The organism is Curtobacterium sp. 9128 (assembly GCF_007673775.1).
Taxonomy (GTDB): Bacteria; Actinomycetota; Actinomycetes; order Actinomycetales; family Microbacteriaceae; genus Curtobacterium.
Genome location: NZ_VEAF01000005.1, coordinates 215,044 through 239,427, shown reverse-complemented (window position 1 = coordinate 239,427; position 24,384 = coordinate 215,044). Strand labels below are relative to the sequence as shown.

Annotated in this window: 23 protein-coding genes; 15 read left to right on the top strand and 8 right to left on the bottom strand. The window is 71.3% G+C overall.

What is annotated here, in order from left to right:
• Positions 1-51: 51 nt before the first annotated feature.
• Both ettA and FS641_RS12555 read left to right on the top strand, forming a co-directional pair.
• Positions 52-1,737, top strand: coding sequence for an energy-dependent translational throttle protein EttA (gene ettA / locus FS641_RS12560; protein WP_144764284.1), 1,686 nt, complete (start codon positions 52-54; stop codon positions 1,735-1,737).
• Positions 1,738-1,744: 7 nt separating this feature from the next.
• Positions 1,745-2,227 (top strand): thioesterase family protein, encoded by a 483-nt coding sequence (locus tag FS641_RS12555; protein ID WP_144764282.1) that lies wholly within the window; start codon positions 1,745-1,747, stop codon positions 2,225-2,227.
• 70 nt (positions 2,228-2,297) lie between these two features.
• Here the strand turns inward: FS641_RS12555 and FS641_RS12550 are convergent, their stop codons facing one another.
• Positions 2,298-3,158, bottom strand: a complete 861-nt coding sequence (locus FS641_RS12550) for an acyl-CoA thioesterase II (RefSeq protein WP_144764610.1) — start codon at positions 3,156-3,158, stop codon at positions 2,298-2,300.
• 49 nt (positions 3,159-3,207) lie between these two features.
• Here FS641_RS12550 and FS641_RS12545 point away from each other — a divergent pair, with 49 nt between their 5' ends.
• Positions 3,208-3,906 carry a hypothetical protein gene (locus FS641_RS12545; RefSeq protein ID WP_144764280.1) on the top strand — a complete coding sequence of 233 codons (699 nt, stop codon included), beginning with the start codon at positions 3,208-3,210 and terminating at the stop codon, positions 3,904-3,906.
• Positions 3,907-4,083: 177 nt separating this feature from the next.
• A complete protein-coding gene (locus FS641_RS12540; protein WP_144764278.1) occupies positions 4,084-4,926 on the top strand; it encodes an NAD-dependent epimerase/dehydratase family protein in 843 nt (280 codons plus the stop codon).
• 55 nt (positions 4,927-4,981) lie between these two features.
• On the opposite strand, the gene FS641_RS12535 is transcribed toward FS641_RS12540, so the two are convergent.
• The 3 genes from FS641_RS12535 to pepN form a co-directional block, all read right to left on the bottom strand.
• Positions 4,982-5,467, bottom strand: coding sequence for a globin (locus FS641_RS12535; RefSeq protein ID WP_186317756.1), 486 nt, complete (start codon positions 5,465-5,467; stop codon positions 4,982-4,984).
• A gap of 26 nt (positions 5,468-5,493) precedes the next feature.
• A complete protein-coding gene (locus tag FS641_RS12530; RefSeq protein WP_144764274.1) occupies positions 5,494-6,588 on the bottom strand; it encodes a mechanosensitive ion channel family protein in 1,095 nt (364 codons plus the stop codon).
• 71 nt (positions 6,589-6,659) lie between these two features.
• Positions 6,660-9,239: an aminopeptidase N gene (gene pepN, locus FS641_RS12525; RefSeq protein WP_144764271.1), complete on the bottom strand. Its 2,580-nt coding sequence runs from the start codon at positions 9,237-9,239 to the stop codon at positions 6,660-6,662.
• Between the two features lie 206 nt (positions 9,240-9,445).
• Here pepN and FS641_RS12520 point away from each other — a divergent pair, with 206 nt between their 5' ends.
• Positions 9,446-10,006 carry a disulfide bond formation protein DsbA gene (locus tag FS641_RS12520; protein ID WP_222122097.1) on the top strand — a complete coding sequence of 187 codons (561 nt, stop codon included), beginning with the start codon at positions 9,446-9,448 and terminating at the stop codon, positions 10,004-10,006.
• 127 nt (positions 10,007-10,133) lie between these two features.
• Here the strand turns inward: FS641_RS12520 and FS641_RS12515 are convergent, their stop codons facing one another.
• Positions 10,134-10,670: a GNAT family N-acetyltransferase gene (locus tag FS641_RS12515; protein ID WP_144764267.1), complete on the bottom strand. Its 537-nt coding sequence runs from the start codon at positions 10,668-10,670 to the stop codon at positions 10,134-10,136.
• Between FS641_RS12515 and FS641_RS12510 the strand changes: the two genes are divergently transcribed.
• From FS641_RS12510 to FS641_RS12500, 3 genes are read left to right on the top strand one after another with little or no spacing between them, the layout of a single operon-like run.
• Positions 10,669-11,298 carry an XRE family transcriptional regulator gene (locus FS641_RS12510; RefSeq protein ID WP_144764266.1) on the top strand — a complete coding sequence of 210 codons (630 nt, stop codon included), beginning with the start codon at positions 10,669-10,671 and terminating at the stop codon, positions 11,296-11,298. The genes FS641_RS12515 and FS641_RS12510 overlap by 2 nt on opposite strands.
• 10 nt (positions 11,299-11,308) lie before the next feature.
• On the top strand, positions 11,309-11,806 hold the full coding sequence (locus FS641_RS12505; protein WP_144764264.1) for a ribose-5-phosphate isomerase: 498 nt from the start codon (positions 11,309-11,311) through the stop codon (positions 11,804-11,806).
• A 9-nt stretch (positions 11,807-11,815) separates the two neighbouring features.
• Positions 11,816-12,745, top strand: a complete 930-nt coding sequence (locus FS641_RS12500; RefSeq protein ID WP_144764262.1) for an Fpg/Nei family DNA glycosylase — start codon at positions 11,816-11,818, stop codon at positions 12,743-12,745.
• A gap of 64 nt (positions 12,746-12,809) precedes the next feature.
• On the opposite strand, the gene FS641_RS12495 is transcribed toward FS641_RS12500, so the two are convergent.
• Both FS641_RS12495 and FS641_RS12490 read right to left on the bottom strand, forming a co-directional pair.
• Positions 12,810-14,288: an amidohydrolase gene (locus FS641_RS12495; protein ID WP_144764260.1), complete on the bottom strand. Its 1,479-nt coding sequence runs from the start codon at positions 14,286-14,288 to the stop codon at positions 12,810-12,812.
• Positions 14,285-14,911 carry an FMN-binding negative transcriptional regulator gene (locus tag FS641_RS12490; protein WP_144764258.1) on the bottom strand — a complete coding sequence of 209 codons (627 nt, stop codon included), beginning with the start codon at positions 14,909-14,911 and terminating at the stop codon, positions 14,285-14,287. The genes FS641_RS12495 and FS641_RS12490 overlap by 4 nt, the downstream gene beginning before the upstream one ends.
• 183 nt (positions 14,912-15,094) lie before the next feature.
• On the opposite strand from FS641_RS12490, the gene FS641_RS12485 reads away from it, so the two are divergent.
• From FS641_RS12485 to FS641_RS12455, 7 genes are all read left to right on the top strand, one after another.
• Positions 15,095-16,687 carry an ABC transporter substrate-binding protein gene (locus FS641_RS12485; protein WP_260855809.1) on the top strand — a complete coding sequence of 531 codons (1,593 nt, stop codon included), beginning with the start codon at positions 15,095-15,097 and terminating at the stop codon, positions 16,685-16,687.
• 16 nt (positions 16,688-16,703) lie between these two features.
• Positions 16,704-18,134 carry a M14 family zinc carboxypeptidase gene (locus tag FS641_RS12480; RefSeq protein WP_144764256.1) on the top strand — a complete coding sequence of 477 codons (1,431 nt, stop codon included), beginning with the start codon at positions 16,704-16,706 and terminating at the stop codon, positions 18,132-18,134.
• Positions 18,134-19,075: an ABC transporter permease gene (locus FS641_RS12475; RefSeq protein ID WP_144764254.1), complete on the top strand. Its 942-nt coding sequence runs from the start codon at positions 18,134-18,136 to the stop codon at positions 19,073-19,075. Before FS641_RS12480 ends, FS641_RS12475 begins: the two co-directional genes overlap by 1 nt.
• Positions 19,072-19,962, top strand: coding sequence for an ABC transporter permease (locus tag FS641_RS12470; RefSeq protein WP_144764252.1), 891 nt, complete (start codon positions 19,072-19,074; stop codon positions 19,960-19,962). The genes FS641_RS12475 and FS641_RS12470 overlap by 4 nt, the downstream gene beginning before the upstream one ends.
• A gap of 66 nt (positions 19,963-20,028) precedes the next feature.
• Complete coding sequence (locus tag FS641_RS12465) at positions 20,029-21,438, top strand: serine hydrolase (protein ID WP_260855808.1); 1,410 nt, start codon at positions 20,029-20,031, stop codon at positions 21,436-21,438.
• Complete coding sequence (locus FS641_RS12460; RefSeq protein ID WP_144764250.1) at positions 21,435-22,004, top strand: GbsR/MarR family transcriptional regulator; 570 nt, start codon at positions 21,435-21,437, stop codon at positions 22,002-22,004. The genes FS641_RS12465 and FS641_RS12460 overlap by 4 nt, the downstream gene beginning before the upstream one ends.
• Positions 22,001-23,659, top strand: a complete 1,659-nt coding sequence (locus tag FS641_RS12455; protein WP_144764248.1) for an ABC transporter ATP-binding protein — start codon at positions 22,001-22,003, stop codon at positions 23,657-23,659. Before FS641_RS12460 ends, FS641_RS12455 begins: the two co-directional genes overlap by 4 nt.
• Before the next feature lie 118 nt (positions 23,660-23,777).
• Here the strand turns inward: FS641_RS12455 and FS641_RS12450 are convergent, their stop codons facing one another.
• Positions 23,778-24,377: a hypothetical protein gene (locus FS641_RS12450; RefSeq protein ID WP_144764246.1), complete on the bottom strand. Its 600-nt coding sequence runs from the start codon at positions 24,375-24,377 to the stop codon at positions 23,778-23,780.
• Between the last annotated feature and the right edge of the window lie 7 nt (positions 24,378-24,384).

Below are 24,384 nucleotides of genomic sequence, written 5' to 3'. Positions count from 1 at the left end.
GTGGTCGTCTCGTCGCACACGGGCGGACGGGTCACTACACTTGACCGCGATATGGCTGAGTACATCTACCAGATGGTCCGTGCCCGCAAGGCGGTCGGCGACAAGCTGATCCTCGACGACGTCACGATGTCGTTCCTCCCCGGCGCGAAGATCGGCGTCGTGGGCCCGAACGGCGCCGGCAAGTCGACGATCCTGAAGATCATGGCCGGCCTCGACCAGCCCTCCAACGGTGAGGCGAAGCTCACGCCGGGCTTCACCGTCGGCATCCTCATGCAGGAGCCCGAACTCGACGAGTCGAAGACGGTGCTCGAGAACGTGCAGGAGGGCGTGGGCGAGATCCACGGCAAGATCACCCGGTTCAACGAGATCTCGGCGCTGATGGCCGAGCCGGACGCCGACTTCGACGCGCTCCTCGCCGAGATGGGCACGCTGCAGGAGGAGATCGACGCGGCCGACGCGTGGGACCTCGACTCGCAGCTCGAGCAGGCGATGGCCGCGCTCCAGTGCCCCCCGGGGGACGAGCTCGTCACGCACCTCTCCGGCGGTGAGAAGCGCCGCGTGGCGCTCTGCAAGCTCCTGCTCCAGAAGCCCGACCTGCTCCTCCTCGACGAGCCCACCAACCACCTCGACGCCGAGAGCGTGCTGTGGCTCGAGCAGCACCTGCAGCAGTACCACGGTGCCGTCCTGGCGGTCACCCACGACCGGTACTTCCTCGACCACGTCGCCCAGTGGATCGCCGAGGTCGACCGCGGTCGTCTCTACCCGTACGAGGGCAACTACTCGACCTACCTCGAGAAGAAGCGCGCGCGCCTCGAGGTCCAGGGCAAGAAGGACGCCAAGCTCGCCAAGCGTCTGTCGTCCGAGCTCGACTGGGTCCGCAGCAACACCAAGGGCCGCCAGGCGAAGTCCAAGGCCCGTCTCGCTCGCTACGAGGAGATGGTGACGGAAGCCGAGCGCACCAGGAAGCTGGACTTCGAGGAGATCGTCATCCCCGTCGGCCCGCGTCTGGGTTCGCAGGTGATCGACGCCGAGAAGCTGCACAAGCAGTTCGGCGAGCGGGTCATCATCGACGACCTGTCCTTCACGCTCCCGCGCAACGGCATCGTCGGTGTCATCGGCCCGAACGGCGTCGGCAAGACGACCCTGTTCAAGACGATCGTCGGACTCGAGCCCCTCGACGGCGGGAACCTGAAGATCGGTGAGACGGTCGACATCTCCTACGTCGACCAGACCCGTGGCGGCATCGACCCGAACAAGAACCTCTGGGAGGTCGTGTCCGACGGGCTCGACTACATCCAGGTCGGCAAGACCGAGATCCCCTCGCGTGCGTACGTCTCGCAGTTCGGCTTCAAGGGCCCGGACCAGCAGAAGCGTGCCGGCATCCTGTCCGGTGGCGAGCGCAACCGTCTCAACCTCGCGCTGACGCTGAAGCAGGGCGGCAACCTCCTGCTCCTCGACGAGCCGACCAACGACCTCGACGTCGAGACCCTCGGCTCGCTCGAGAACGCGCTGCTCGAGTACCCGGGCTGTGCCGTGGTGATCACGCACGACCGGTGGTTCCTCGACCGCATCGCGACGCACATCCTGGCGTGGGAGGGCCTCAACGAGGACGGCACGCCGAACTGGTACTGGTTCGAGGGCAACTTCGAGGCGTACGAGGAGAACAAGATCGAGCGCCTCGGTGCCGACGCCGCCAAGCCCGGTCGCGCCACGTACCGCAAGCTGACGCGGGACTGACCCGCACGTGGCGAGGCTGCACGCACCGGTCCGCATCCGCTGGAGTGACATCGACGCCTACGGGCACGTGAACAACTCGGCGATGCTGCGCCTGCTGGAAGAAGCCCGTGTGCTCGCGTTCTGGGCGCCGGATCCCGACGAGGTCGACGAGTCGGGATCCGCGCCGGAGCCGATCATCGACGGCCGACCCGGGTCGGGCACGATGACGGTGATCGCGGCGCAGCGGCTCGAGTACCTCGCGTCGACGCCGTACTTCCGGCGGCCGCTCGATATCCAGCTGTGGATCGGACACGTCGGCGGAGCGAGCCTCGACATCTCCTACGAGGTCTGGTCGCCGGCGGGGCACCGACCGGCGGAGCTCTACACGCGGGCCACGACGACCCTGGTGATGGTCGATGCTGCGACGAACCGTCCGCGGCGCCTCACCTCGGTCGAGCGTGCGGCGTGCGAGCCGTACGTCGAGCCGCCGGTGGTGTTCTCCCGGCCGTAGCCGGCCGGAGTCGACCAGGGTCGGCCGGATTCGATCGCGCCAGCCCGCAGCGCCCGGCGGTAGCCGGCCGTCAGCCGCGGGGAACCCGCATCATGCCCTCCTGCGCGACGCTCGCCAGCAGGCGCCCGTCCCGGGAGAACATCCGCCCGAATGCCAACCCTCGCCCACCCTGCGCACTCGGCGACTCCTGTGTGTACAGGATCCACTCGTCCGCGCGTCCGTCCCGGTGCCACCACATCGCGTGGTCCAGGCTCGCGCTCTTCACCCCCGGCGTTCCCCAAGCGACCCCGTGCCGACGCATGATCGGCTCGAGGATCGACAGGTCGCTGGCGTAGGCGAGGACCGCACGGTGCAGCGCCGGGTCCTCCGGCAGGTCGCCCTGCACCCGGAACCACACGGCCTGGTGCGGGACGTGCTCGCCCTGCACGTCGACGAAGACCGGCCCCTCCACGTGCCGCAGGTCGATCGAGCGTTCCGCCCAGGCCCGAGCGACGGGGTGGTCGATCGCCGACAGGATCGACGCGGCAGAGGGGAGCGCCTCGGGTCCGGGCAGCCCGACGGGGAACGGGTCCTGGTGCTCGACACCATCGTCCTCGGTCTGGAACGACGCGATCATCGAGAAGATCGGCGTGCCCTTCTGGTACGCCTGGGCCCGCCGCGTGGCGAAGGACCGTCCGTCGTGGATGCGCTCGACACCGAACGTGATGGGTACGTCGATGTCACCCGGACGCAGGAAGTACCCGTGGAGCGAGTGGATCGGACGACCGACCATCGTGGCCTGCGCCGCCACGACGCACTGTGCGAGCACCTGACCTCCGAAGACCCGGCCGCCGGGCGACCAGTGGTTCACCCCGGTGAAGACCGCCTCACGCGTGCTCGCGCCGGTGTCCTCGAGTCGCAGGGTCCGCAGGAAGTCCGGTTCGCCGTTCACCACGCACGCAGTCTACGAACTGGGGCGCCCCGGTAGGATCGGACACGACATGAGCACCTCGTTCACGCTGCCCGACGCCGCCTCCCTGGGGGACCTCCGCACGTACCTCGGACGTGCAGCGCGCGTCGAGGACGGCTCGGTCCGTCTCATCGCCGACTCCGGGGTGCTCGCCGTGTACACGGCGATCCTGTACCCGCTCGGGCTGCTCGACGAACTCCCCACGGTCCTCGGCCTCCGCACGTTCTCGTTGGCGCAGCCCGCGACGATCGACGCGGTGGTGCCCCTCGCCTCGTTCCAGGAGCGACTCCGCCTGCTCGCCGAGGCGCAGGACGCCGAGCACGCCGAGGGTGCCGACCCGACACGCGCGACCCCGATCGAGGTCGAGATCCCGCACGAGGTGCACACCGTCACCTGGGCGGCGATCTCCCCGCCGCGCGGAGGGTGGATCCCGCTGCCGGACGTCTCGGCGGAGCTGCTCCGCCGCGCGGTGAAGGCCGGCATAGCCGAGGTGGCCGACGCCGTCCCGACGAACGCCGGCGAGGCCATCGTGCGCAAGGTCCGGTCCGAGGTCTGGGGCCGTCCGGTGCCGGGCGTCGAGCACCTCCCGGCCGGTGCCGGCTTCGCGGGGGAGAGCCTCGGGTTCCTCGGGCACGACCCGGTCCGGTTGTTCGAGACCGGCCCCTGGAGCCGCCTCACGACCTCACGCGGACACGTGCTCGTCAAGCGTCGCGCCTGGTCGCTCAGCTAGCGACGTCCCGCAACCAGCGACGTCCGGCAGCGGACGACGTCCCGCAGCCAGCGACGTCCGGCAGCGGACGACGTCCCGCAACCAGCGACGTCCGGCAGCGGACGACGTCCGGCTCCGCAGCACCGAGCAGCCCGGACGACGCAGCGTCCACCCCGACCGGCGTGGTTGGTTGGGAGCATGCACGTCTTCCTCACCGGCGCCTCCGGCTACATCGGCTCCGCCGTCCTCCGCGCCCTCGTCGCCCACGGGCACGACGTCACCGCCATCGTCCGCTCCGACGAGAAGGCCCGGGCCGTCCGCGACGCCGGCGGCCGCGCCCTCGTCGAGGACGTGACCGACACCGAGGTCGTCGAGCGCCTCGCGCACGAGGCCGACGCCGTCGTGCACACCGCCTCCGCCGAGGACGTCGACACCGCGTTCGTCCGCACGGTGCTCGGCGCACTCAGCGGCACGCCGAAGCCGTTCGTGCACACCGGCGGGATCTTCACCTTCGGCAACTCCACGGACATCTCCGAACAGTCGCCGTCCTCCCCACCGGCGCTGACCGCGTGGCGTGGTGCGAACGAAGCGGTCGTCCGGGCGAGCGACGTCCGCACCACCATCGTGGCGCCCGGCATCGTGTACGGACACGGAGCCGGGATCCCTGCGATGTTCGTCGGCGACGGCGAGCACGAGGTCCGTCTGGTCGGCGACGGCTCCCAGCGCTGGACCACGGTGCACGTCGACGACCTCGCGGAGCTGTACGTGCTGGCCGTGGAGCACGGTGCGGAGGACGGGTACGTCCTCGCCGCGACCGGCGACGACCCGACGGTCCGCGAGATGGCCGAGGCGGGCGCACACGGGTCGCCGGTGGTGCCGGAGAGCGTCGACGCCTCGCGGCAGCGGCTCGGCACGGAATTCGCCGATGCACTGCTCATGCACCAGGAGTGCTCGGGCGCGCACGCCCGTGCCGCCTACGGCTGGCACCCGACCCGACCCACCCTGCTCGACGAGCTCCGCACCGGCTCGTACGCACGCTGAGACGGACTGGAGGCTCGTGGCGGCGCCGCCACGAGCCTCCAGTCCGTCTCCGGCGTCAGTCGAAGCTGTTCGTCATCGCGTGGGCGGCGCGGTCGAGGTACGCCCACAGCTCGGCTTCGTCGAGCGGCGCGAGCTGCAGGGACTCGACTGCGTCGCGCATGTGGTGCAGCCAGCGCTCCCGCGCCTCGGACGTGATGCGGAACGGCATGTGGCGCATGCGGAGTCGCGGGTGCCCGCGCTCCTCGCTGTAGGTGGTGGGACCGCCCCAGTACTGCTGGAGGAACTGCGACAGGCGCCAGATCGCACCCTCGAGGTCGTCCTGCGGGTACATCGGCCAGATGACGTCGTCCTGCTGCACCCCCTCGTAGAAGCGGCGGACGAGCCGGTCGAAGGTCGGGGCGCCACCGATCCGGTCGAACAGCGACCCGCTCGCCGACCCGCCGTCCCGACCGACGCGCAGGGTGATCGGCTGCCCGGGGACACCGGCAGGCGCGCCACCGGGGCCGGCCACCGGGGGGCCGCCGAGTGGGATGCCGGTCATCGGGGTTCCGGGTTCAGGGGTGTCGCTCATCGGTCGTCGGTCCTTCCCGTTCCGGGTCGATCGGAGTCGGGGCGGCCGGAGTCGTGCCGATCGGTCTCGATCGCCTGCCCGTACTGGTTGGTCTTCCGCCCGCGTCGGGGCTTCGTCGGCGCCGGCGTCGGCTGGGTCCGCACGGTCCGGAGCCCGTTGATCGAGGTGGCGTTCTCCCAGCCCTCGGGCATGATCATCGCCATCGCCGGGAGGGTCACGCCGAGCTCGTCGACGGCGTGCTTCAGCCGGACGCGGAGCTCACGACCGACGACGTCGAGCTCGGAGGCGCGGGTCTTCACGACGAGTCGGAACACCATCCCGGAGTCCGAGATCGATTGGAGACCCCAGATCTCCGGCTTCTCGACGATGCGCTGCCGCCAGCGGGGTTCCTGCGACATCCGCACGGCCGCGGCGAGCAGGGCGTCCTGCACGGCGTCGATGTCGGTCTCGTAGGGGACGGTGATGTCGACGAGGACTCGCGACCAGCCCTGCGACAGGTTCCCGACGCGCAGGATCTGCCCGTTCGGGACGAACCACAGGATGCCGTTGACGTCACGGATCTGCATGACCCGCAGCCCGACGTTCTCGACGACCCCGGTGGCGGGACCGGTGTCCACGACGTCGCCGACGCCGGCCTGGTCCTCGAGGATCATGAAGATGCCGGACAGCAGGTCGCGGACGATCGACTGCGCGCCCACGGCGAGCCCGGCGGCGACGAGGGAGGCCCCGCCGACGATCCCGGTGGCGGCACCCGGCAGCACCTGCGGGATGATCACCACGAGGGCGATGATCACGACCGCGACCGTCGCGAGGTTCTCGAGCACGCTGCCGAGCGTCCTGGTGCGCTGCACGACGCGGGCGGTCTGGATCGGCGAGGCGACGAGCGCCTGGGTGTCCGTGGCGCCGTTGCGCTTCTTCACGCCGTTCACGATGCGGTCGACGACGCCCTTGATCGAGTGGCGGAGGACCAGCCGGACGACGATCGCGGCGAGGACCGTGATGACGATGACGATCGGGACGTGCCAGGTGTCGACGAACTGGGTGAACGCGTTCGAGATGAGCTTCGAGGTGTCGTCTGCTGCGAGGATCATGTCCGCTCGATGCTAGAGGGGCGGGGTGTGCCGTCCCTGGAGGAACGGCACACCCCGCCTGAGGACCGGACTCAGGCGTCCGCGGCCTGCACCCGCAGCGCACGCTCGGTGCCCGCGAGGTTCTCGGTCACGATGCGACGGAGCGCCGGGGTCTCGGTGTGGGTTTCGAGCCACGCCGTCGCCGCGTCGCGGAGCTCCACCGATGCGAGCGGCGCCGGGTACAGCCCGGTGACGATCGTGTCGGCGATGTGGTAGCTCCGCTCCGCCCAGATGCGGGTCAGCACGTCGAAGTACTTCGGGACGAGTCCTTCGAGCACGACCGGGGCGTTGGCGTGCTGGAACCCGACCGTGGTCTGCCGCACGATGGCGTTCGGCAGGGCGTCCGAGTCGACGAGCGACGAGAACGCGGCGAGCTTGCCCTCGGCCGTGGGGATCGTCGCGCGGGCGCGGGCCGCTGCCTGCTCGCCGGAGGCCGTCCGGTCCGCGGCGAGTTCGGCGTCGATCTCGTCGTTGCCCGCGGCACCGGCGAGCACGAGGCCCTCCAGGAGTTCCCAGCGGAGGTCGGTGTCGATCTCCAGACCGTTCAGCGTCACCGAACCGTCGCGCAGCCCCGAGAGGGCCGTGACGTGCTCGGGCGTCGAGGCGATCTGCGCGAAGAACTTCACGAACTGGAACTGCGCGTCGGAGCCGGCCTCGGCCGAGGACGCCAGGTTCCAGAGCGTGTCGCCGACCGTGCGGACCGTGGCGTCGACCTTCGCCGGCGCGACGTAGTTCCGCGCCGTGAGGAGCAGCTGCGAGAGCGTCGTGCGGATCGTCGTCGACTCGGTCTCGGTCGCGATGTTGCCGAGGACGAGCCGGACGTAATCGCTGGCGGGGGACTCGGCGTCGCGGGTGGCGTCCCACATCGCACCCCAGACGATCGAGCGGGCGAGCGGGTTGGCGATCGCGGCGAGGTGCTCGATCGCCGTGTGACGGGACTGCTCGTCGAGACGGATCTTGGCGTAGGCGAGGTCGTCGTCGTTGAGCAGCACGAGGTCGCCGCGGTGCTGCCCGACGAGCTCGGGGACCTCGGTGCGGGCGCCGTCGACGTCGATCTCGACGCGGTGCAGGCGTTCGAGCTTGCCGCCGGCGGAGGCGGTGTCGGCACCGAACGGTGCTGATGCGTCCTGCTGGAACCCGTAGACGCCGATCGCGAGCCGGTGCGGGCGGAGCGTCGGGTGGTCGGCCGGGGCCTCCTGCAGCACCGCGAACGCCGTGATCACGCCGTCCTCGTCGACCTCGATCTCCGGGCGGAGCGTGTTGACCCCGGCGGTCTCGAGCCAGAGCTTCGACCACTCGCCGAGCTCGCGCCCGCTGGTGGCCTCGAGCTCGACGAGGAGGTCCTTGAGCTCGGTGTTGGCGTGCGCGTGCTTCTTGAAGTACGCCGAGACGCCGGCGAAGAAGGCGTCGATGCCGACCCACGCGACGAGCTGCTTCAGGACGGAGCCGCCCTTGGCGTAGGTGATGCCGTCGAAGTTGACCTGGACGTCTTCGAGGTCGTTGATCGTCGCGACGATCGGGTGCGTCGAGGGGAGCTGGTCCTGGCGGTAGGCCCAGGACTTCTCCATCGCCTGGAACGTGGTCCAAGCCTCGGCCCACTCGGTGGCCTCTGCCGTGGCGATGGTCGACGCCCACTCGGCGAACGACTCGTTCAGCCAGAGGTCGTTCCACCACTTCATCGTGACCAGATCGCCGAACCACATGTGCGCGAGCTCGTGCAGGATCGTGACGACCCGGCGCTCCTTGATGGCGTCGGTGACCTTCGAGCGGAACACGTAGGTCTCGGTGAAGGTGACGGCACCGGCGTTCTCCATCGCGCCCGCGTTGAACTCGGGGACGAAGAGCTGGTCGTACTTCTCGAAGGGGTACGGGACGTCGAACTTCTCTTCGTAGTACGCGAAGCCCTTGCGCGTGGTCTCGAAGACGTAGTCCGCGTCGAGGTACTCGGCGAGGGACTTGCGGGCGAAGACCCCGAGCGGCACGGTGCGGCCGTCGCGGGAGGTCAGTTCGCTGCGGACGACCTCGTAGGGGCCGGCGATGAGCGCGGTGATGTAGCTCGAGATCCGCGTGGTGGGCGGGAAGGCCCACGTGGCGACCTCGCCGTCGACGCGGGGCTCCGGGGTGGGGGAGTTCGACACGACCTGCCAGCGGGACGGCGCCGTCACGGTGAAGGTGAACTCGGCCTTGAGGTCGGGCTGTTCGAACACCGCGAACATCCGGCGGGAGTCCGGCACCTCGAACTGGGAGTAGAGGTAGACCTCGTCGTCGACGGGGTCCACGAAGCGGTGCAGGCCCTCGCCGGTGTTCGTGTAGAGCGCGTCGGCCACGACCACGAGCTCGTTCTCCTGCTGCAGGTCGGCGAGCTGGATGCGCACGCCGTCGTTCACCGCGGCCACGTCGAGCTCGGTGCCGTTCAGCGTGACCGAGTGGACGGTCTTCGTGATCGCGTCGATGAAGGTGGCGGCACCGGGGGTCGCGGTGAAGCGGACCCGGGTGGTGCTGCCGAAGCTCTCGGCGCCGCGCGTGAGGTCGAGCTCGACGTCGTACGACCGGACGTCGACGATCGCCGCACGCTCCTGGGCTTCGGTTCTGGTGAGGTTCTCTCCGGGCACGGACGCTCCAACTTCGCTGCGGCACGGACGATCGTTGTCCGCGCATCGGTGGTCCCGTCCGGCGTCGTGCACCGGCGGGACGTGTCGGAACCAGCCTAGCGAGCGCGCGTACGCTCGCACCCGTGACCGAGACGACTGTGGACAAGGCCGACGCGACCCGGACGGCTGTGGACTTCTGGTTCGACCCGAACTGCCCGTGGGCCTGGATGACCAGCCGCTGGGTGGGCGAGGTCGAGCAGCACCGCGACCTCGACGTGACCTGGCACGTGATGAGCCTGTTCGTCCTCAACGAGCACCAGGACGTGCCGGACGAGTACCGGACCGGACTCGAGCGCGGGCAGGTGTACCCGCGGCTCGTCACGGCGGCCCGCCTCCGGCTCGGCGACGACGTGGTGAAGCCGCTCTACGACGCGCTCGGCGAGCACATCCACCACCGCCAGGAGAAGGACCCCGCCGAGGTCGTGCCCGCGGTCCTCGCCGAGCTCGGCCTCGACGCCGACCTCGCGGAGTACGCGTGGAGCGACGAGGTCGACGCCGCCACCCGCGAGAGCCACCGCGACGGCATCGAGCGCGTCGGTCAGGACGTCGGCACGCCCGTCATCGCGGTCGACGGCATCGCGTTCTTCGGCCCGGTCATCTCGCCGGCGCCGAAGGGGCAGCAGGCGCTCGACCTCTGGGACGGCGTCGTCGCGGCGGCTCGGTACCCGGGCTTCTTCGAGCTGAAGCGCTCCCGCACCGTCGGCCCGGTCTTCGACACGGTCGACTGACCGGTCGCGCGCCCCGGCGCGGACGTCGCGCCCAGGCGGAGCGGGGCGCGACGTCCGTCCGAGGGCGCACGAACGCGGCGCAGCGCGGACGGGAGGCCCGGCACCGGTCCGCCGGGTCGGCCCGGCGTCAGGAGAGCGGCAGGCGCATGAGCGTCAGGTCGAGCCAGCGGTCGAACTTGCGTCCGACCTCCGGCAGCACGGCCACGACCTCGAACCCGAGGCGCTCGTGCAGCGCGATCGACCCCGTGTTGGCACTGCAGATCCCGGCCATCATCACGTGCAGGTCCCGCTGCCGGGCGTGCTCGACGAGCGCCCGCATGAGGACCGACGCGATCCCGCGACCACGGAACCCCGCCACCACGTAGACGCTGTGCTCGACCGTGTGCCGGTACCCGTCGTGGGGGCGGAACGGGCCGTACGTCACGTACCCGGCGACGACGCCGTCGACCTCGGCCACGAACACCGGGAGTCCGGCTGCCCGCCGGTCGGCCAGCCACGTGTCGAACCACGCGCGCGGGTTCGGGGACTCCTGCCAGACGGCCGTCGTGTGCAGCACCGCGTCGACGTGGAGCGCGTGCACGACGTCGAGGTCGCGCGGCTCGCAGTCGCGCACGAGCACGTCCGCCGCCGGGCCCGCACCGTCCGTCGCATATGCTGTCGCCATGTCGCAGATCGTAGACGATGTCGAGGCGCACGACGAAACCGCGCAGCGCCGGCTCGGCGAGCGGCTCCGGTCGCTCCGGGACGACCGCCGCTGGAGCCTGACCGAACTCGCCGAGGAGTCCGGCGTCTCCCGCGCGATGATCAACCGCGTCGAGCGCGGCGTCTCGAGCCCGACGGCGACGATCCTCGGGCGGCTGTCCGGGGCGTTCGGACTCACGATCTCGCAGCTCCTCGACGACGGTCACCCCGGCGAGGAGGCGGCGTCCGGCAGCGTCGAGGACGCGACCGGCGTCCAGCGCGGCGCGACCGCCGACCACTGGACCGATCCCGAGACCGGGTACCGCCGCCGTCCGGTGACGAGCGCCGACTTCCCCGTGGACGTCACCGAGGTGTGCCTCCCGGCCGGCCGCTCGGTCACCTACCCGGCGTCGGCGTACGCGTTCCTCCGGCACTGCATCTGGGTCGTCGACGGCGAGCTCGTCGTCGACGTCGGCGGCGAGCCGACGACGCTCGCCGCAGGGGACCGGATCGAGCTCGGCGAGCCGGCCGAGGTGACCTACCGGAACGACTCTGCGGACGCCTGCCGGTACGTCGTCGTCGTGGCGAGGGGTGCGCGCGGGCGGGAATAGGATCGATGCCATGCGCATCCACCTCGGAACGGACCACGCCGGCCTCGAGTTCAGCAAGACCCTCGCCTCGCACCTGACCGACGCCGGTCACGAGGTCGTGGACCACGGGCCGACCGAGTACGACGCGCTCGACGACTACCCCTCGTTCTGCATCAACGCCGCCCACGCGGTCGTCGTCGACCAGCGCGCGGGTGTGCAGGCGCTCGGCGTCGTCTTCGGGGGCTCCGGCAACGGCGAGCAGATCGCCGCGAACAAGGTCGAGGGCATCCGGGCCGCGCTGGTGTGGAACGAGTCCACCGCGCTCCTCGCCCGCCAGCACAACGACGCCAACGTGATCTCGATCGGCGCCCGCCAGCACACCGAGGCCGAGGTCATCGACTTCGTCGACCTGTTCATCGCCGAGCCCTTCTCCGGCGAGGAGCGTCACGCCCGCCGCATCGCGCAGCTGGCGGAGTACGAGCAGACGGGGCACATCGCCGGCAAGCAGATCGACGGCTCGGCCGAGTAGACAGGTCGCATGCCCGAGGGTCACTCCGTCCACCGCATCGCCAACCAGTTCACCCGGCACTTCGTCGGCAAACGCTGCGAGGTGTCGAGTCCTCAGGGACGCTTCGCCGCCGGCGCCGCGCAGCTCGACGGCAAGCGCCTGATCGGCTCGCGCGCGGTCGGCAAGCAGCTGTTCCTGGAGTTCGAGGACGACCTGTTCCTCCGCGTGCACCTCGGTCTCTACGGGGCGTGGGACTTCGCCGGCGTGATCTCCACCGCCGAGGCGCTGTCGGACGACGACGACCGCGAGGAGTCGCTGTCGTCCATCGGTGCCCCGCGGCTCGCCCGCTACCGGATGGCCGAGCAGGAGAAGACCGAGGACCCGATCGAGGCGTTCCCGCCGGACCCCGTCGGCCAGGTCCGCGTCCGCCTGCTCACCGAGGACACCGTCGCCGACCTGCGCGGCCCGACCGCCTGTGTCGTCGAGGACCCCGCCGGGGTGCAGCGTGCGCTCGACAAGCTCGGACCCGACCCGGTGAACGACGACGGACCCGAGGCCGAACGGGCCTTCGTCGACAACGTCCGGAAGCGGAACGTCGCGATCGGGCAGCTGCTCATGGACCAGTCCGTGGTGAGCGGCATCGGCAACATCTACCGTTGCGAGCTGCTGTTCCGGCAGCGGATCGACCCGTACAAGGTGGGCAAGAAGATCACCGTCAAGCAGGCGAAGGCGCTGTGGGCGGACTGGTCGAAGCTCCTGCACGACGGGGTCCGCGACGGCCTGATGCTGACGATGGACGGTCTGTCCGAGGCCGACCACAAGAAGGCGCTGCGCTCGCGGAAGGACCGCCACTGGGTGTACCACCGCCAGGGCGAGCCCTGCCGGGTCTGCGGGACCGAGATCCGGATGGCGGACATGGCCGGACGGAAGCTCTACTGGTGCCCGAAGGACCAGAAGTAGTCGTCTGGAGCACTGCGGCGTCGCCAGTCCGGGGCGTCTCGGCTCACGAGCGCGTCGCCACCCGTCACAGCTCGCGGTGGGTGAACCGCCCCTCGATCGCCGTGGCGAGCACCTGCGTCCCGCGCAGTGCCGACGACGTCGCGCCGGGCGCCAGCGGGTTCGCGGCCAGGAGCACGACGTCCGCGACGTCGCCGACGCCCACGCCGACGCGACCGCCCTCGGTCGAGCCCCGCCACGCGGTCAGCGCGGTGAGCCGTTCGGCCGGGTGCCACGGCTCGCGGCCGTCGCGGTCGCGCCCGACGGCCGCCGCCATCGACACCCACGGGTCGAGCGGCGCGACGGGAGCGTCGGAACCGAGCAGCAGGGTGGCCCCGGCACGATCGAGCGACGCGAACGCGAACGCCCGGTCGGTCCGTCCCGCCCAGTGCAGCTCGGCGATGTCCCGGTCGTCCATCGCGTGCTCGGGCTGCACCGAGGCGGCCACCCCGAGCCGCGCGAACCGTTCGACGTCGGCGCCGTCGAGGAGTTGTGCGTGCTCGATGGTGCCGCGGGCGCCGACGGCCTCGAACACGTCGAGTGCGACGCTGTTCGCACGGTCCCCGATGGCGTGGACAGCGGGGGTCAGGCCCGCCGCGACGGCGCGTCGCGTCATCGACACGAGGTCGTCGAAGGGCCACGCGAGCACGCCCTCGCCGGAGTGCAGCGCCGCGGTCCGCGTGCCGAGGGACCCGTCGGTGATGACCTTGAACGGGCCCATCCGGACGAGTCCCCGCGTGCCGCCGACCACGTCGCCGGTGCGCAGGCCGCGGGCGATGACAGCGTCGAGCTCACCCGGGTACACGCCGGAGCCGACCCGGAGGCCGTCGGTACCGGCCCGGACGCGTCGGGTCCAGCGGTCCAGGCCGAACACCATCTCGAGGTCGACCACGCGGGTCACCCCGCGGGCGCTCGCCGCGTCGACGGCATCGGCGACCCAGCCGTCGAGCACGTCGTCGGTCACGCGCGACAGTGCGCCGGTCACGTCGAATGCGTCCTGCTCGCGCAGGACACCGTCGTCGCCCGCCGCGAGCGGGCGGCCGACGGCCTGCGAGAAGAGTGCGAGGGCGAGTGCGTTGCACCAGACCGCGTGCAGGTCCCCGCTGATGACGACGACCGGGAGGCCCGGTACGGCCTGGTCGAGCAGCTCGCGTCGCGCGGGACGCGGCCACAACCCGTCGCGGTAGCCGTGTCCGACCAGCACGCGGTCCGCCACGCCGGTCCGTGTCACGTCCGCCAGGAGGGTGGCGGTGGCCTCGGCGGAGTCGCAGGCGGAGACGTCGACCCGGCGGCGGACGAGCGCCCACTGGTCGAAGTGCACGTGGTGGTCGACGAGACCAGGACCGAGCCACGCGCCGTCCGTCTCGACGACGTCGGTGTCGCGGCCGGCGGGGTCGAGCGTGCCGGCGGGGGCGATCGCGGCGACGCGCCCGCCGACGACGTGCACGTCGCACGGGGCGCCGGACGTGCCCACGCGCCGGACGGTCCGGAGCAAGACGTCCGTCATCGCGCCTCCCGGCCGTGCACCCGGGCCATCTCGTCGGCGAGCGCCGTCGACGCGTAGGGGCCGTCCCCGCGCAGCCCCGCGATGATCCGTTCGACCACCTCGGGCGACTTGTTCTGCGACAGCTTCGCGCGGGCGTCGAACCGGGTCACGCGGAGGCGGATGCCGACGGTGCCCTTCGCCATCCGGCGGGCGGTGTCCTCGTCGACCTCGAGGGAGACGGGCGACGGCATGACCCGCTCGAAGTGGTCGACGAGCTCACCGAGGACGCGGAAGTTCTCCTCCTCGGACAGGATCTCCGGCGTGCCCCACAGGTGCGCCGTGACGTGGTTCCACGTCGGCACGAACTGTTCGGGCGGGTACCAGGCGGGGGAGACGTACCCGTGCGGCCCCTGCACGACGACGAGCACCTCGTGCCGTCCGAGCTCGTGCGCCTGCTCGTCCGGACGCCCGACGTGCGAGACGAGGACGATCGCGTCGTCGTCCGCCTCCTCGAGCAGGAACGGGTAGTGCGAGGCGACCAGACCGGCTTCCGTGTGGGAGACGATCGTCGCCCACGGGTTGTCCCTGACGAGGCGCCGCACCTCGTCGACGTCGGTCATCAGGAAGTGCGGAGTGTGACGCATGGGTCGAGCGTGGCACAGGTCGCGGAGCACGCGCGACAGGTGTCGTTTCGAGCCTGTTTCTGACGGGTAAAGGTTTCAGAGATCACTGAAAGAAGTCTTGTGCTCGGAATTGCGCCGCCCCTACCGTCTCGGACAACGACGACCGGTCCCGAACCGGACGCGCTTCGACTCGAGGAGCTCACAATGCGACGCAGGACGATCGCCGCGGTGGCCGCAGCGGCCACGCTGGCGCTGGTGGCCACCGGCTGTTCCGCCACCGGCACGGCGGACAGTCAGTCCGGTTCGGGCGGGAGCCTGGTCTACGCGACCGGCGAACCGGACCACCTGACGCCCGGCCGCCAGACGGTTGCCTTCACCCAGACGATGAGCCTCTTCGCGCCGCTCACCGAGACCGACGCGAAGGGCGACCTGCACGACGTCGCCGCGAAGAGCGTCGAGTCGAGCGACAACACCACCTGGACGATCACCCTCCGCGACGGCTGGACGTTCCAGAACGGCGAGGCCGTCACGCCCGAGAGCTACGTGAAGGCCTGGAACCACACGGCGTACGGCCCGAACGCGTGGGAGAACAGCGGCGAGCTCGCCGCGATCGTCGGGTACGAGGACCTCAACCCGACGTCGGGCACCCCGAAGACGAAGGAGATGTCGGGACTCAAGGTGACCGGGAAGGACACCTTCACGGTCACGCTCGACCACGCGGACAGTCAGTTCCCGCTCCAGCTCAGCCAGGCGCAGACCGCCTTCTACCCGATGCCCGAGGCGGCCTACGCCGACCTCAAGGCCTACGACGCGAAACCGATCGGGAACGGTCCGTACGAGATGGAGGGCGCCTGGAAGGCCGATCAGCCCTTCACGGTCACCGCGTGGAAGGACTACCGCGGCACGAAGGCGAAGACGAAGGACATCACCTTCAAGAGCTACGCGGACCAGAACACCGCCTACACCGACGTGCTCGCCGGCAACGCCGACGTCCTGTTCCTGCCCACCGACAAGATGACGAGCGCCGCGGCCGACTTCGGTGACCGGCTGCACTCCTTCGACGCCCCGGGGATCGACTACCTCGGCTTCCCGCTCTGGGACGACCGCTACTCGAACCCCGACGTCCGTCGTGCGATCTCGATGTCGATCAACCGCGGGCAGGTCAACAAGGCGATCTACGGCGGCCTGTACGAGCCCGCGACCGCACTCACCCCGCCCGGCATGTCCGGCACGCAGGAGGGCATCTGCGGCGACGCGTGCGAGTTCTCCCCGTCGAAGGCCAAGGCGCTCCTCGCGAAGGCCGGCGGCTTCGACGGCACGATCACGCTCGTCTACCCGGGCGGCAACGGCCTCGACTCGCTGTACCAGGCCTACGCGAACCAGATCCGGCAGAACCTCGGCGTCGACACCGAGGCGAAGGCCACGACCGACTGGGCGTCGTACTACTCGGAGCTCACCGACAAGAAGATCGAGGGACCGCACTTCGGCCACTGGGGTGCGCTGTACGCCAGCCAGCAGAACACGCTCCGGGCACTCTTCACCAGCGCCGGCGGCTGCGCACCGTGCACCGGCTACTACCAGTCCGACGAGGTCGACTCGCTGCTCGCGAAGGCCGACTCCGCCGGCTCGCAGGACGAGGCGAACGAGTACTACGCCCAGACCCAGAAGGCGGTGCTCGAGGACTTCCCGGTCGTCCCGACCTTCTTCGACAAGTACTCGTACGTCGTGAGCGACAAGATCGCCTCGCTGCCCGCCGTCGACGGCAGCCCGGTCGTGCCCGCGATCACCGTCAAGTAGCGGCGTGCAGCACCGCATGGACCAGCGCACCGTCCTCCGCCTCGTCGCGGCGGTCCCCGACCGCGACGGCTTCCCCCTCGTCGACGACCTGCACGCCCGGTTCGACGCACTCGCCGCGGCACACCCCGAGCAGGTCACGGTCACCCGGATCGGCACCAGCAGGCTCGGGGAACCGCTCCACAGCTACCGCATCGGTTCCGGGTCGCACGCCGCCGTCGTCGTCGGCGGCGTGCACCCGAACGAACCGATCGGGTCGTGGACGGCCCTGCACCTCGCCTCCTGGCTGCTGAGCACCGACCAGGACGACATCGCGGCGGCTGCGTCGCTCGACACGACGTGGCACATCGTCCCGACGATCGACCCGGACGGCATGCGGCTGAACGAGGCGTGGTTCCACGACCCGCACGACCGGGTCCACTACGCGCGGCACTTCTACCGGCCGGCCCCGGACAGCCAGGTCGAGTGGACGTTCCCGAACGCCCACAAGTCGGTGTACTTCGACCAGGTCCTGCCGGAGACCCTCGCCTTCATGCGGCTCATCGACGACACCCGTCCGGAGCTGCTCGTGTCGCTGCACAACGGCGAGATGGGCGGGGTGTACTACTACCTCTCCGAGGACCTGCCCGACGTGATCGACGTCCTGCACGCCGTCCCGCAGGCGCTCGGGCTGCCGCTCGACACCGGGGAGCCGGAGTCGCCCCACCTGCGGGCGTTCGCACCGGCCGTGTTCGCGTTGGACGGCATCGAGACCGCCTACGACTACCTCGAGAGCCTCGGCGTCGACCCCGGCGAGCACATCCACGGGGCCTCGAGCGCGGCGTGGGCGGCCCGGTACGGCGCGCTCTGCCTGGTCGCCGAGCTGCCGTACTGGAGCCACCCTGACGCCGACGACCAGAGCGTCACCACGGAGTCCTACCCGGACCTGCTCCGGCGGTGCGCGGACGACCTCGCGGCCTCGGGCGCCGAGCTGCAGGAGATCCTCGACGCCGCGACGCCGATGCTCACCGTCGAGACGCCGTTCCTCGAGGGCTCGCGGGCGTTCGTCCCGATGATCGGTGGGATGACCGAGACGGACCGTGCGCGTGCCGACCGTGAGCCCGCCGACCGGATGGCAACCGTCGCCGAACGCTTCGGGTGCGAGGACCTGGTCCGCTGCTTCCGGCTCCGGTACGGCGGCATGCTGCTCCGTGCGCTCGAGGCGGAGACGACCGCCGGCACGGCGCCCGCCCCGCTGCGGCGCCTCCGTGACCGCCTCGCGGAGCTGTACGCGACGTGGCAGGCGGACGTCCTGCCGGACGCGGCGCCGATCCCGATCGCGAAGCTGGTGGGGGTGCAGTTCGGCGCGGTCCTCGCCTGCGCGAGTCACGTGGCGGACCCGGCCCGCGCCTCCCGGCCGTCCTCGGTGACCGCAGGCCGGTCGACCGTGCCGACCGGGGGAGGCGACTGATGCGTGCGGCGCTCACGGTCAGCCGCCGCGTCGGCGGCCTGCTCGTCGTCTTCCTCGGCGTGACCTTCCTCATCTACGCGATGACGTTCGCCCTCCCGGGCGACCCGATCAAGGCGCTCGGCGGCGACCGGCCGCTCACCGAGTCGGTGGTGCGGGCGTTGCGCGCCGAGTACCACCTCGACCAGCCGCTCTGGGCGCAGTACCTGCAGTACCTCGGCGGCCTGCTCCGCGGCGACTTCGGGACCGACTTCAACGGCCAGTCGGTGGGGGAGCAGATGGCCTCGCGCTGGCCGGTCACGATCACGCTCGCGCTCACCGCGTGGGCGGTGGAGATCGTCCTCGGCATCGGACTCGGCGTCGTGTCGGCACTCCGCCGCGGGACCGTCCTCGACAAGACGGTCCTGGTCGCGACGATCGTCGTCGGCGCCGTCCCCGTCTTCGTGCTCGGCGTCGCCCTGCAGCTGGTGTTCTCCGTCCGCCTGCACTGGTTCCCGGTGGCCGGTGCGACCGCGGGGTGGCCCACCGCCTACCTGCTGCCGGCGTTCGTGATCGCCCTGTTCGGCCTCGCGGCGGTGTCGCGGTTGACCCGGACCTCGATGATCGAGACCCTCGACGCCGACTTCGTGCGGACCGCCCGTGCGAAGGGCCTCGCCCCCGGGCGCATCGTCGGCGTCCACGTGATGCGCAACTCGCTCATCCCCACCGCGACCTACCTCGCCACGGACCTCGGGTACCTGATGGGCGGGACCGTGATCGTCGAGGGCATCTTCAACCTGCCCGGCGTCGGGAACCTGCTGTTCCAGGGGATCCGGTCGCACGAGGGCGCGGTGGTCGTCGGGATCTCGACCGCGCTCATCCTGGTGTTCCTCGTCACGAGCGTGCTCGTCGACCTGCTGCACGCCGCCCTCGACCCGCGTGTCCGGACAGGAGTCTCCGCATGACCACCTCTGCCATCGGCGCGACCGTCCCGCAGTCCGTCGTCACGAAGCGTCGGCCGCTGCGGTCCGCGGTCCGGCGCCCGGGGTTCTGGCTCCCCGCCGGGGTCCTCGCCGTCGTGCTGCTCGTCGCCTGCTTCCCGTCCGTCTTCGCCGGCTTCTTCGGCCACGGCGACCCGCGCGCCTGCGACCTCGGCCGGAGCGGGGCGTCGGCGACCGCCGGACATCCGTTCGGCTTCGACCTGCAGGGCTGTGACGTGTACGCGAACGTCGTCTACGGCACGCGGTCCTCGATCGCGGTCGCGGTGCTCACCACGGTGCTCGCCGGCGTCGTGGCCGTCGTCGTCGGGACCGTCGCCGGCATGGTCGGCGGGTGGGTGGACGCCGTGCTCGCACGCCTCACCGACGTGTTCCTCGGCTTCCCGTTCCTGCTCGGCGCCGTCGTCGTGCTGAACAGCGTCGGGCAGCGCTCGGTCGTCACCGTCTCGCTCGTCCTCGCCCTGTTCGGCTGGCCGACGATGGCGCGGCTCGTGCGGTCCAGCGTCCGGAGCGTCCGGAACGCCGAGTTCGTCCTCGCCGCCCGCACGATGGGGCTCTCGACGTGGCGGATCACCACCCGCTACGTCCTGCCCGCGTCGATCTCGCCGCTGCTCGTCCTCGCCACGATCACCGTCGGCGGCGTCATCGTGTCCGAGTCGTCGCTGACGTACCTCGGCATCGGGCTCGAGAGCCCGGCGATCTCCTGGGGACTGCAGCTGTCCGCCGCGACGAGCCAGTTCCTCCGGGCCCCGCACATGCTCGTCGCTCCCGCGACGTTCCTCGCGGTGACGGTGCTGTCCGTCATCGCACTCGGGGACACGCTGCGCGCCGCCCTCGACCCGCGTCGCCGGTGATCCGCCAGACTCGTCACCACAGGCCGTACGCCCCACTGACCCACGCCGTCCCGGAAGGACCCCCAAGTGACCGACACCCTCGACGCGTACCGGAAGACCCTGCCCTACATCCGCGACTGGGTGTCCTACAAGGTGTGGCAGCTGCGCGTGCCCGGCGTGCAGGTCGCGATCGGGCACGGAGGCGAGGTGCTCCTCGACGAGGCCTGGGGCTACGCCGACGTCGAGGCCGGCCGCCGGCTGACGACGACCGATCTGTTCCGCATCGCCTCGCACTCGAAGACGTTCACCGCGACGGCGCTCCTGCAGCTCGTCGAGCGGGGGTCGCTCCGGCTCGACGACACCGTCGGCACGTACGTGCCCGCCCTCGTCGAGGCCGGCTCCCCGCTCGCCGACGCCACGGTCCGCGAACTCATGGAGATGGGCGCAGGGGTCATCCGCGACGGCCACGACGGTGACTACTGGTCGCTGAAGCACCCCTTCCCCGACGAGCAGGAACTCCTCGCGCTGGTCCTCGACCGCGGCCAGAAGGTCCCGGCGGGGTCCTCGTTCAACTACTCGAACCTCGGGTACTCGCTGCTCGGGCTCGTCATCGCCGCGGTGTCCGGACAGTCCTACAACGACTTCGTCCGTGCGTCGATCACCGAGCCGCTGGGCCTGCAGAACACCGGCCCGGACTGGGACCCGAGCCGCGCCGACGACTTCGTGGTCGGCTACACCGGGTTCCACGTCGCCCGGACCCGTCGCCGGATCGACCACGTCGACACCCGCGCGATGGCGGCCGCCACGGGCTTCCACGGCACCGCGTCCGACCTGGTTCGGTACTTCTCGCAGCACGTCATCGGACAGGGCACGCTGCTCAGCGACCACTCGAAGCGCCTCGCGCAGCGGAAGGCGTGGAGCGCCACCGACGACGACGCCGAGCGCGGCTACGGCGCCGGGTTCGTCGTCGACCGCATCGGCGGGCGGGACATCCGCGGGCACTCCGGCGGGTTCCCCGGACACATCACGCAGTCGATGTTCGACCCCGCGTCGGGGCTCGTCGTGTCGGTGCTCACCAGCGCCGCGGCCGGGCCCGCGACGCTCATCGCGACGGCCATCATCACCCTCCTCGACGCAGCCGCGGCGGACGACGCCCCGGGCGCGGCCGTGCCGGACGACGTCGACGCGGCGACCTTCACCGGGCGTTTCGCGAACCCGTGGGGCGTCACCGACGTCGCTCGCATCGGCGACCGCCTCGTCGAGATCGACCCGTCCGCGCCGGCGCCGCTCGAGTCACCGACGCGGCTCGAGGTGGTCGACGCGGACACGCTGCGCATGACGCACGGCAACCGGTTCGGTTCGGTGGACGAGGACATCACGTACGAGCGGGACGGGGACGGTACCGTTCGGGCGATCCGGGCCGGCGGCGGCATGACCCAGGAACCGTGGACGATCCCGACCGAGTCGCCAGCGGTCGCGGCTGGCCTCGAGGCATGAGCGCCGGGACGGGCCCTTCGGTGCGCGATCACGCGCGCGACGACGTCGTCCTCGAGCCGGAACGTCAGGCGTTCGTCGAGGAGTTCGCGCTGATGTTCAGTGACATGGCGGGGATGCCCCTCACCGACGCGCGGGTGCTCGGCTACCTCATGGTGACCCGGGCGCCGCACTCGTCCTCGTCCGACCTGCAGGTCGCACTCGGGGCCAGTTCCGGCGCGATCTCGATGGCGGCCCGGCGCCTCGTGGACAGCGGTTTCGTGAAACGGCACACCGTGCCGGGGGAGCGCAGCCACTACTTCCGCGCCGAGGCCGACGTGTGGGGGTCCTGGCTCGCCGGTGAGCGGCGCTACCTGGACCGGCAGCGCGACCTCATCGGGCGTGGGCTCGCCATCGTCGAGGCCGGCGGCCACGCCGGCGACGGCGACGTCGACGCCGAGGTCCGTGAGCGCCTCCGCAACGGACGCGACTACATGCAGTGGCTACGCGGCCACCACTTCAAGATGCTCGAGGAGTGGGAGGCCTTCAAGGCGGCCCGCGACGAGACCGACCCAGCGGAGACCCCATGAACGACGTCCTCACCGTCGACCACCTCAGCGTCACGTTCGACGTGGACGGCGAGGTCGTGCACGCCGTCCACGACGCCTCGTTCACGGTCGGCCCCGGCGAGGTGGTCGCGGTCGTCGGCGAGTCCGGCTCGGGCAAGAGCATGACCGCGATGACCGCGATGGGCATCGCTCCCGACGGAGCACGTGCCGACGGCAGCATCCGGATCTGCGACCTCGACGTGCTCGGCGCCGACGAACGCACGCTCCGCGAGGTGCGCGGCCGCCGCGTCTCGATGATCTTCCAGGACCCCTCCGCGGCGTTGAACCCCGTGTACGCGATCGGGTTCCAACTGGCCGAGGCCGTCCGCCGCGCCGACGGCTCCCTGGACCGTGCCGCCGTCCGCGAACGCGCGCTCGACCTCCTCCGTGCCGTCGAGGTCCCGGAGCCCGAGCGCCGCCTCGGCCAGTACCCCCACGAGCTCTCCGGTGGGCAGTGCCAGCGCGTCATGATCGCGATGGCGCTCGCCGCCGACCCAGACCTGCTCATCGCGGACGAGCCGACGACCGCCCTCGACGTGACGGTCCAGGCCGAGGTCCTCGACGTGCTCCGCGCCCTCCGCGAGCGCACCGGGACGTCGATCCTGCTCATCACGCACGACATGGGCGTGGTCGCCGACATCGCCGACCGCGTGGTCGTGATGCGCCGCGGGCGGGTCGTCGAGACCGGCACCGTCCACGAGGTGCTCGGTGCGCCGTCCGCCGACTACACGCGCGAACTGCTCGCCGCCGTCCCGCGGATGGGCACCGGGACCGACCGGGGGCGGGACGCGGTCGACCTCGCCGTCCAGACACCGTCCGTCGTCCTGGACGTCCGGCACCTCGTGGTCGAGTACGGCGGAGCGTTGCGCGGGCGGTTCCGGGCCGTCGACGACGTGTCGTTCACCGTCGGTCGCGGGGAGATCGTCGGTCTGGTCGGGGAGTCCGGCAGCGGGAAGACGACCATCGGGCGGGCCGCGATCGGTCTCGCGCCGATCACCGGCGGGACCGTCGTCGTCGAGGGGACCGATGTGGCGCGGGCGAGCCGCGCCTCCCGGAAGGCGATGCGGCGACGCGTCGGCGTCGTCTTCCAGAACCCGCTACGGTCCTTGAACCCGCGGTACTCGGTCGGCCAGACCGTCGCCGAGCCGCTGCGGCAGATCCTCCGGCTGCCGACGGCCGAGGTGGAGGCGCGCGTCGAGCGACTGCTCGGTGACGTCGGGCTCGACGGCGGCTTCCGCGAGCGGTACCCGCACGAGCTGTCCGGTGGGCAGCGGCAGCGGGTCGCCATCGCGCGCGCCGTCGCCCTCGATCCGGCACTCCTCATCGCGGACGAACCGACGAGTGCACTCGACGTGTCGGTGCAGGCGCGCGTGCTCGACGTCTTCCGGGAACTCCAGGAGCGGCTCGGCTTCGCGTGCCTGTTCGTGACGCACGACCTCGCCGTCGTGGACACGCTGTGTGACAGAGTCGTCGTGCTGCACCAGGGCCGCGTCGCCGAGGAGGGGACGTGCGACGCGATCCTCCGCGCCCCGCAGGACCCGTACACGCGGCGACTCGTGCAGGCGGCGCCGGTCCCCGATCCCGAGGAACAGGCCGTCCGTCGCGCGGTCCGTCTGGCCGGGGCCGCCGCCGTGTGAACGTGCCGGGAGCGACCCGGTGCCGCCCCGGGTGATCCGTCAGGACGTGCGGCGCGCGTCGGGGCGGGACGAGCCTCCAGTCCGACCCGCCGGTGAGCCGGCCCGGTCGGTCAGCCCGTCAGCGGACGTCGGCGGTCGACCAGAGGTACCGCGCGCCTGTGTGCACCGGGCGGACGAGCGGCCCGACGAACAGCGCGGCGGCCGCGGCGAACGCGACCAGCTGCCCGAGCGCCGGGACCGTGAACAGGACCACGAGCGTGGTCTCCGTCGCCCGCGGGAGGGTGCCGATCCACACGGCGAGCCCGCCGAGCAGCCACAGCGTCCCGCCGACCGTGACCACCCAGCCCGCGACCCGGACCCAGCCGGTCTCCCGACGCAGCAGGAGGACGCCGAAGGCGATCAGCAGGGCCTCCGCGGCGATGCCGACGATGGTCGAGACCGGGAAGGAGAGGGGGCCGAGCGGGACCCACGCGAGCGCCGCGCACAGGCAGGCCAGGGCGAAGCCCAGGGTCACGCGGTCGCCGCGTCGCCAGGCGACCGCGCCGACGACGACCGCGGCGATCCCGCCGAGGACCACGGCGACCCGCAGCGTCACCGTCCCGGGGTCCCACTGCGTGAGCGTGACGAGGCCCGCGGTGGCAGCGAGTGCCGGAGCGAGGGCGGCCACCACCCCCGCCAGCGCGATCCATCGTTCCCGTGCCGTCGTCGAAGTCCCCATGCGTCCA

Bases quoted from the DNA above. Each gene is read 5' to 3' on its own strand.
- ettA (WP_144764284.1), top strand. From the start codon at position 52: ATGGCTGAGTACATCTACCAGATGGTCCGTGCCCGCAAGGCGGTCGGC.
- FS641_RS12545 (WP_144764280.1), top strand. From the start codon at position 3,208: ATGAGCACCTCGTTCACGCTGCCCGACGCCGCCTCCCTGGGGGACCTC.
- FS641_RS12540 (WP_144764278.1), top strand. From the start codon at position 4,084: ATGCACGTCTTCCTCACCGGCGCCTCCGGCTACATCGGCTCCGCCGTC.
- FS641_RS12535 (WP_186317756.1), bottom strand. From the start codon at position 5,467: ATGACCGGCATCCCACTCGGCGGCCCCCCGGTGGCCGGCCCCGGTGGC.
- FS641_RS12530 (WP_144764274.1), bottom strand. From the start codon at position 6,588: ATGATCCTCGCAGCAGACGACACCTCGAAGCTCATCTCGAACGCGTTC.
- FS641_RS12520 (WP_222122097.1), top strand. From the start codon at position 9,446: ATGACCAGCCGCTGGGTGGGCGAGGTCGAGCAGCACCGCGACCTCGAC.
- FS641_RS12510 (WP_144764266.1), top strand. From the start codon at position 10,669: ATGTCGCAGATCGTAGACGATGTCGAGGCGCACGACGAAACCGCGCAG.
- FS641_RS12515 (WP_144764267.1), bottom strand. From the start codon at position 10,670: ATGGCGACAGCATATGCGACGGACGGTGCGGGCCCGGCGGCGGACGTG.
- FS641_RS12505 (WP_144764264.1), top strand. From the start codon at position 11,309: ATGCGCATCCACCTCGGAACGGACCACGCCGGCCTCGAGTTCAGCAAG.
- FS641_RS12500 (WP_144764262.1), top strand. From the start codon at position 11,816: ATGCCCGAGGGTCACTCCGTCCACCGCATCGCCAACCAGTTCACCCGG.
- FS641_RS12495 (WP_144764260.1), bottom strand. From the start codon at position 14,288: ATGACGGACGTCTTGCTCCGGACCGTCCGGCGCGTGGGCACGTCCGGC.
- FS641_RS12490 (WP_144764258.1), bottom strand. From the start codon at position 14,911: ATGCGTCACACTCCGCACTTCCTGATGACCGACGTCGACGAGGTGCGG.
- FS641_RS12485 (WP_260855809.1), top strand. From the start codon at position 15,095: ATGCGACGCAGGACGATCGCCGCGGTGGCCGCAGCGGCCACGCTGGCG.
- FS641_RS12480 (WP_144764256.1), top strand. From the start codon at position 16,704: ATGGACCAGCGCACCGTCCTCCGCCTCGTCGCGGCGGTCCCCGACCGC.
- FS641_RS12475 (WP_144764254.1), top strand. From the start codon at position 18,134: ATGCGTGCGGCGCTCACGGTCAGCCGCCGCGTCGGCGGCCTGCTCGTC.
- FS641_RS12470 (WP_144764252.1), top strand. From the start codon at position 19,072: ATGACCACCTCTGCCATCGGCGCGACCGTCCCGCAGTCCGTCGTCACG.
- FS641_RS12460 (WP_144764250.1), top strand. From the start codon at position 21,435: ATGAGCGCCGGGACGGGCCCTTCGGTGCGCGATCACGCGCGCGACGAC.
- FS641_RS12455 (WP_144764248.1), top strand. From the start codon at position 22,001: ATGAACGACGTCCTCACCGTCGACCACCTCAGCGTCACGTTCGACGTG.
- FS641_RS12450 (WP_144764246.1), bottom strand. From the start codon at position 24,377: ATGGGGACTTCGACGACGGCACGGGAACGATGGATCGCGCTGGCGGGG.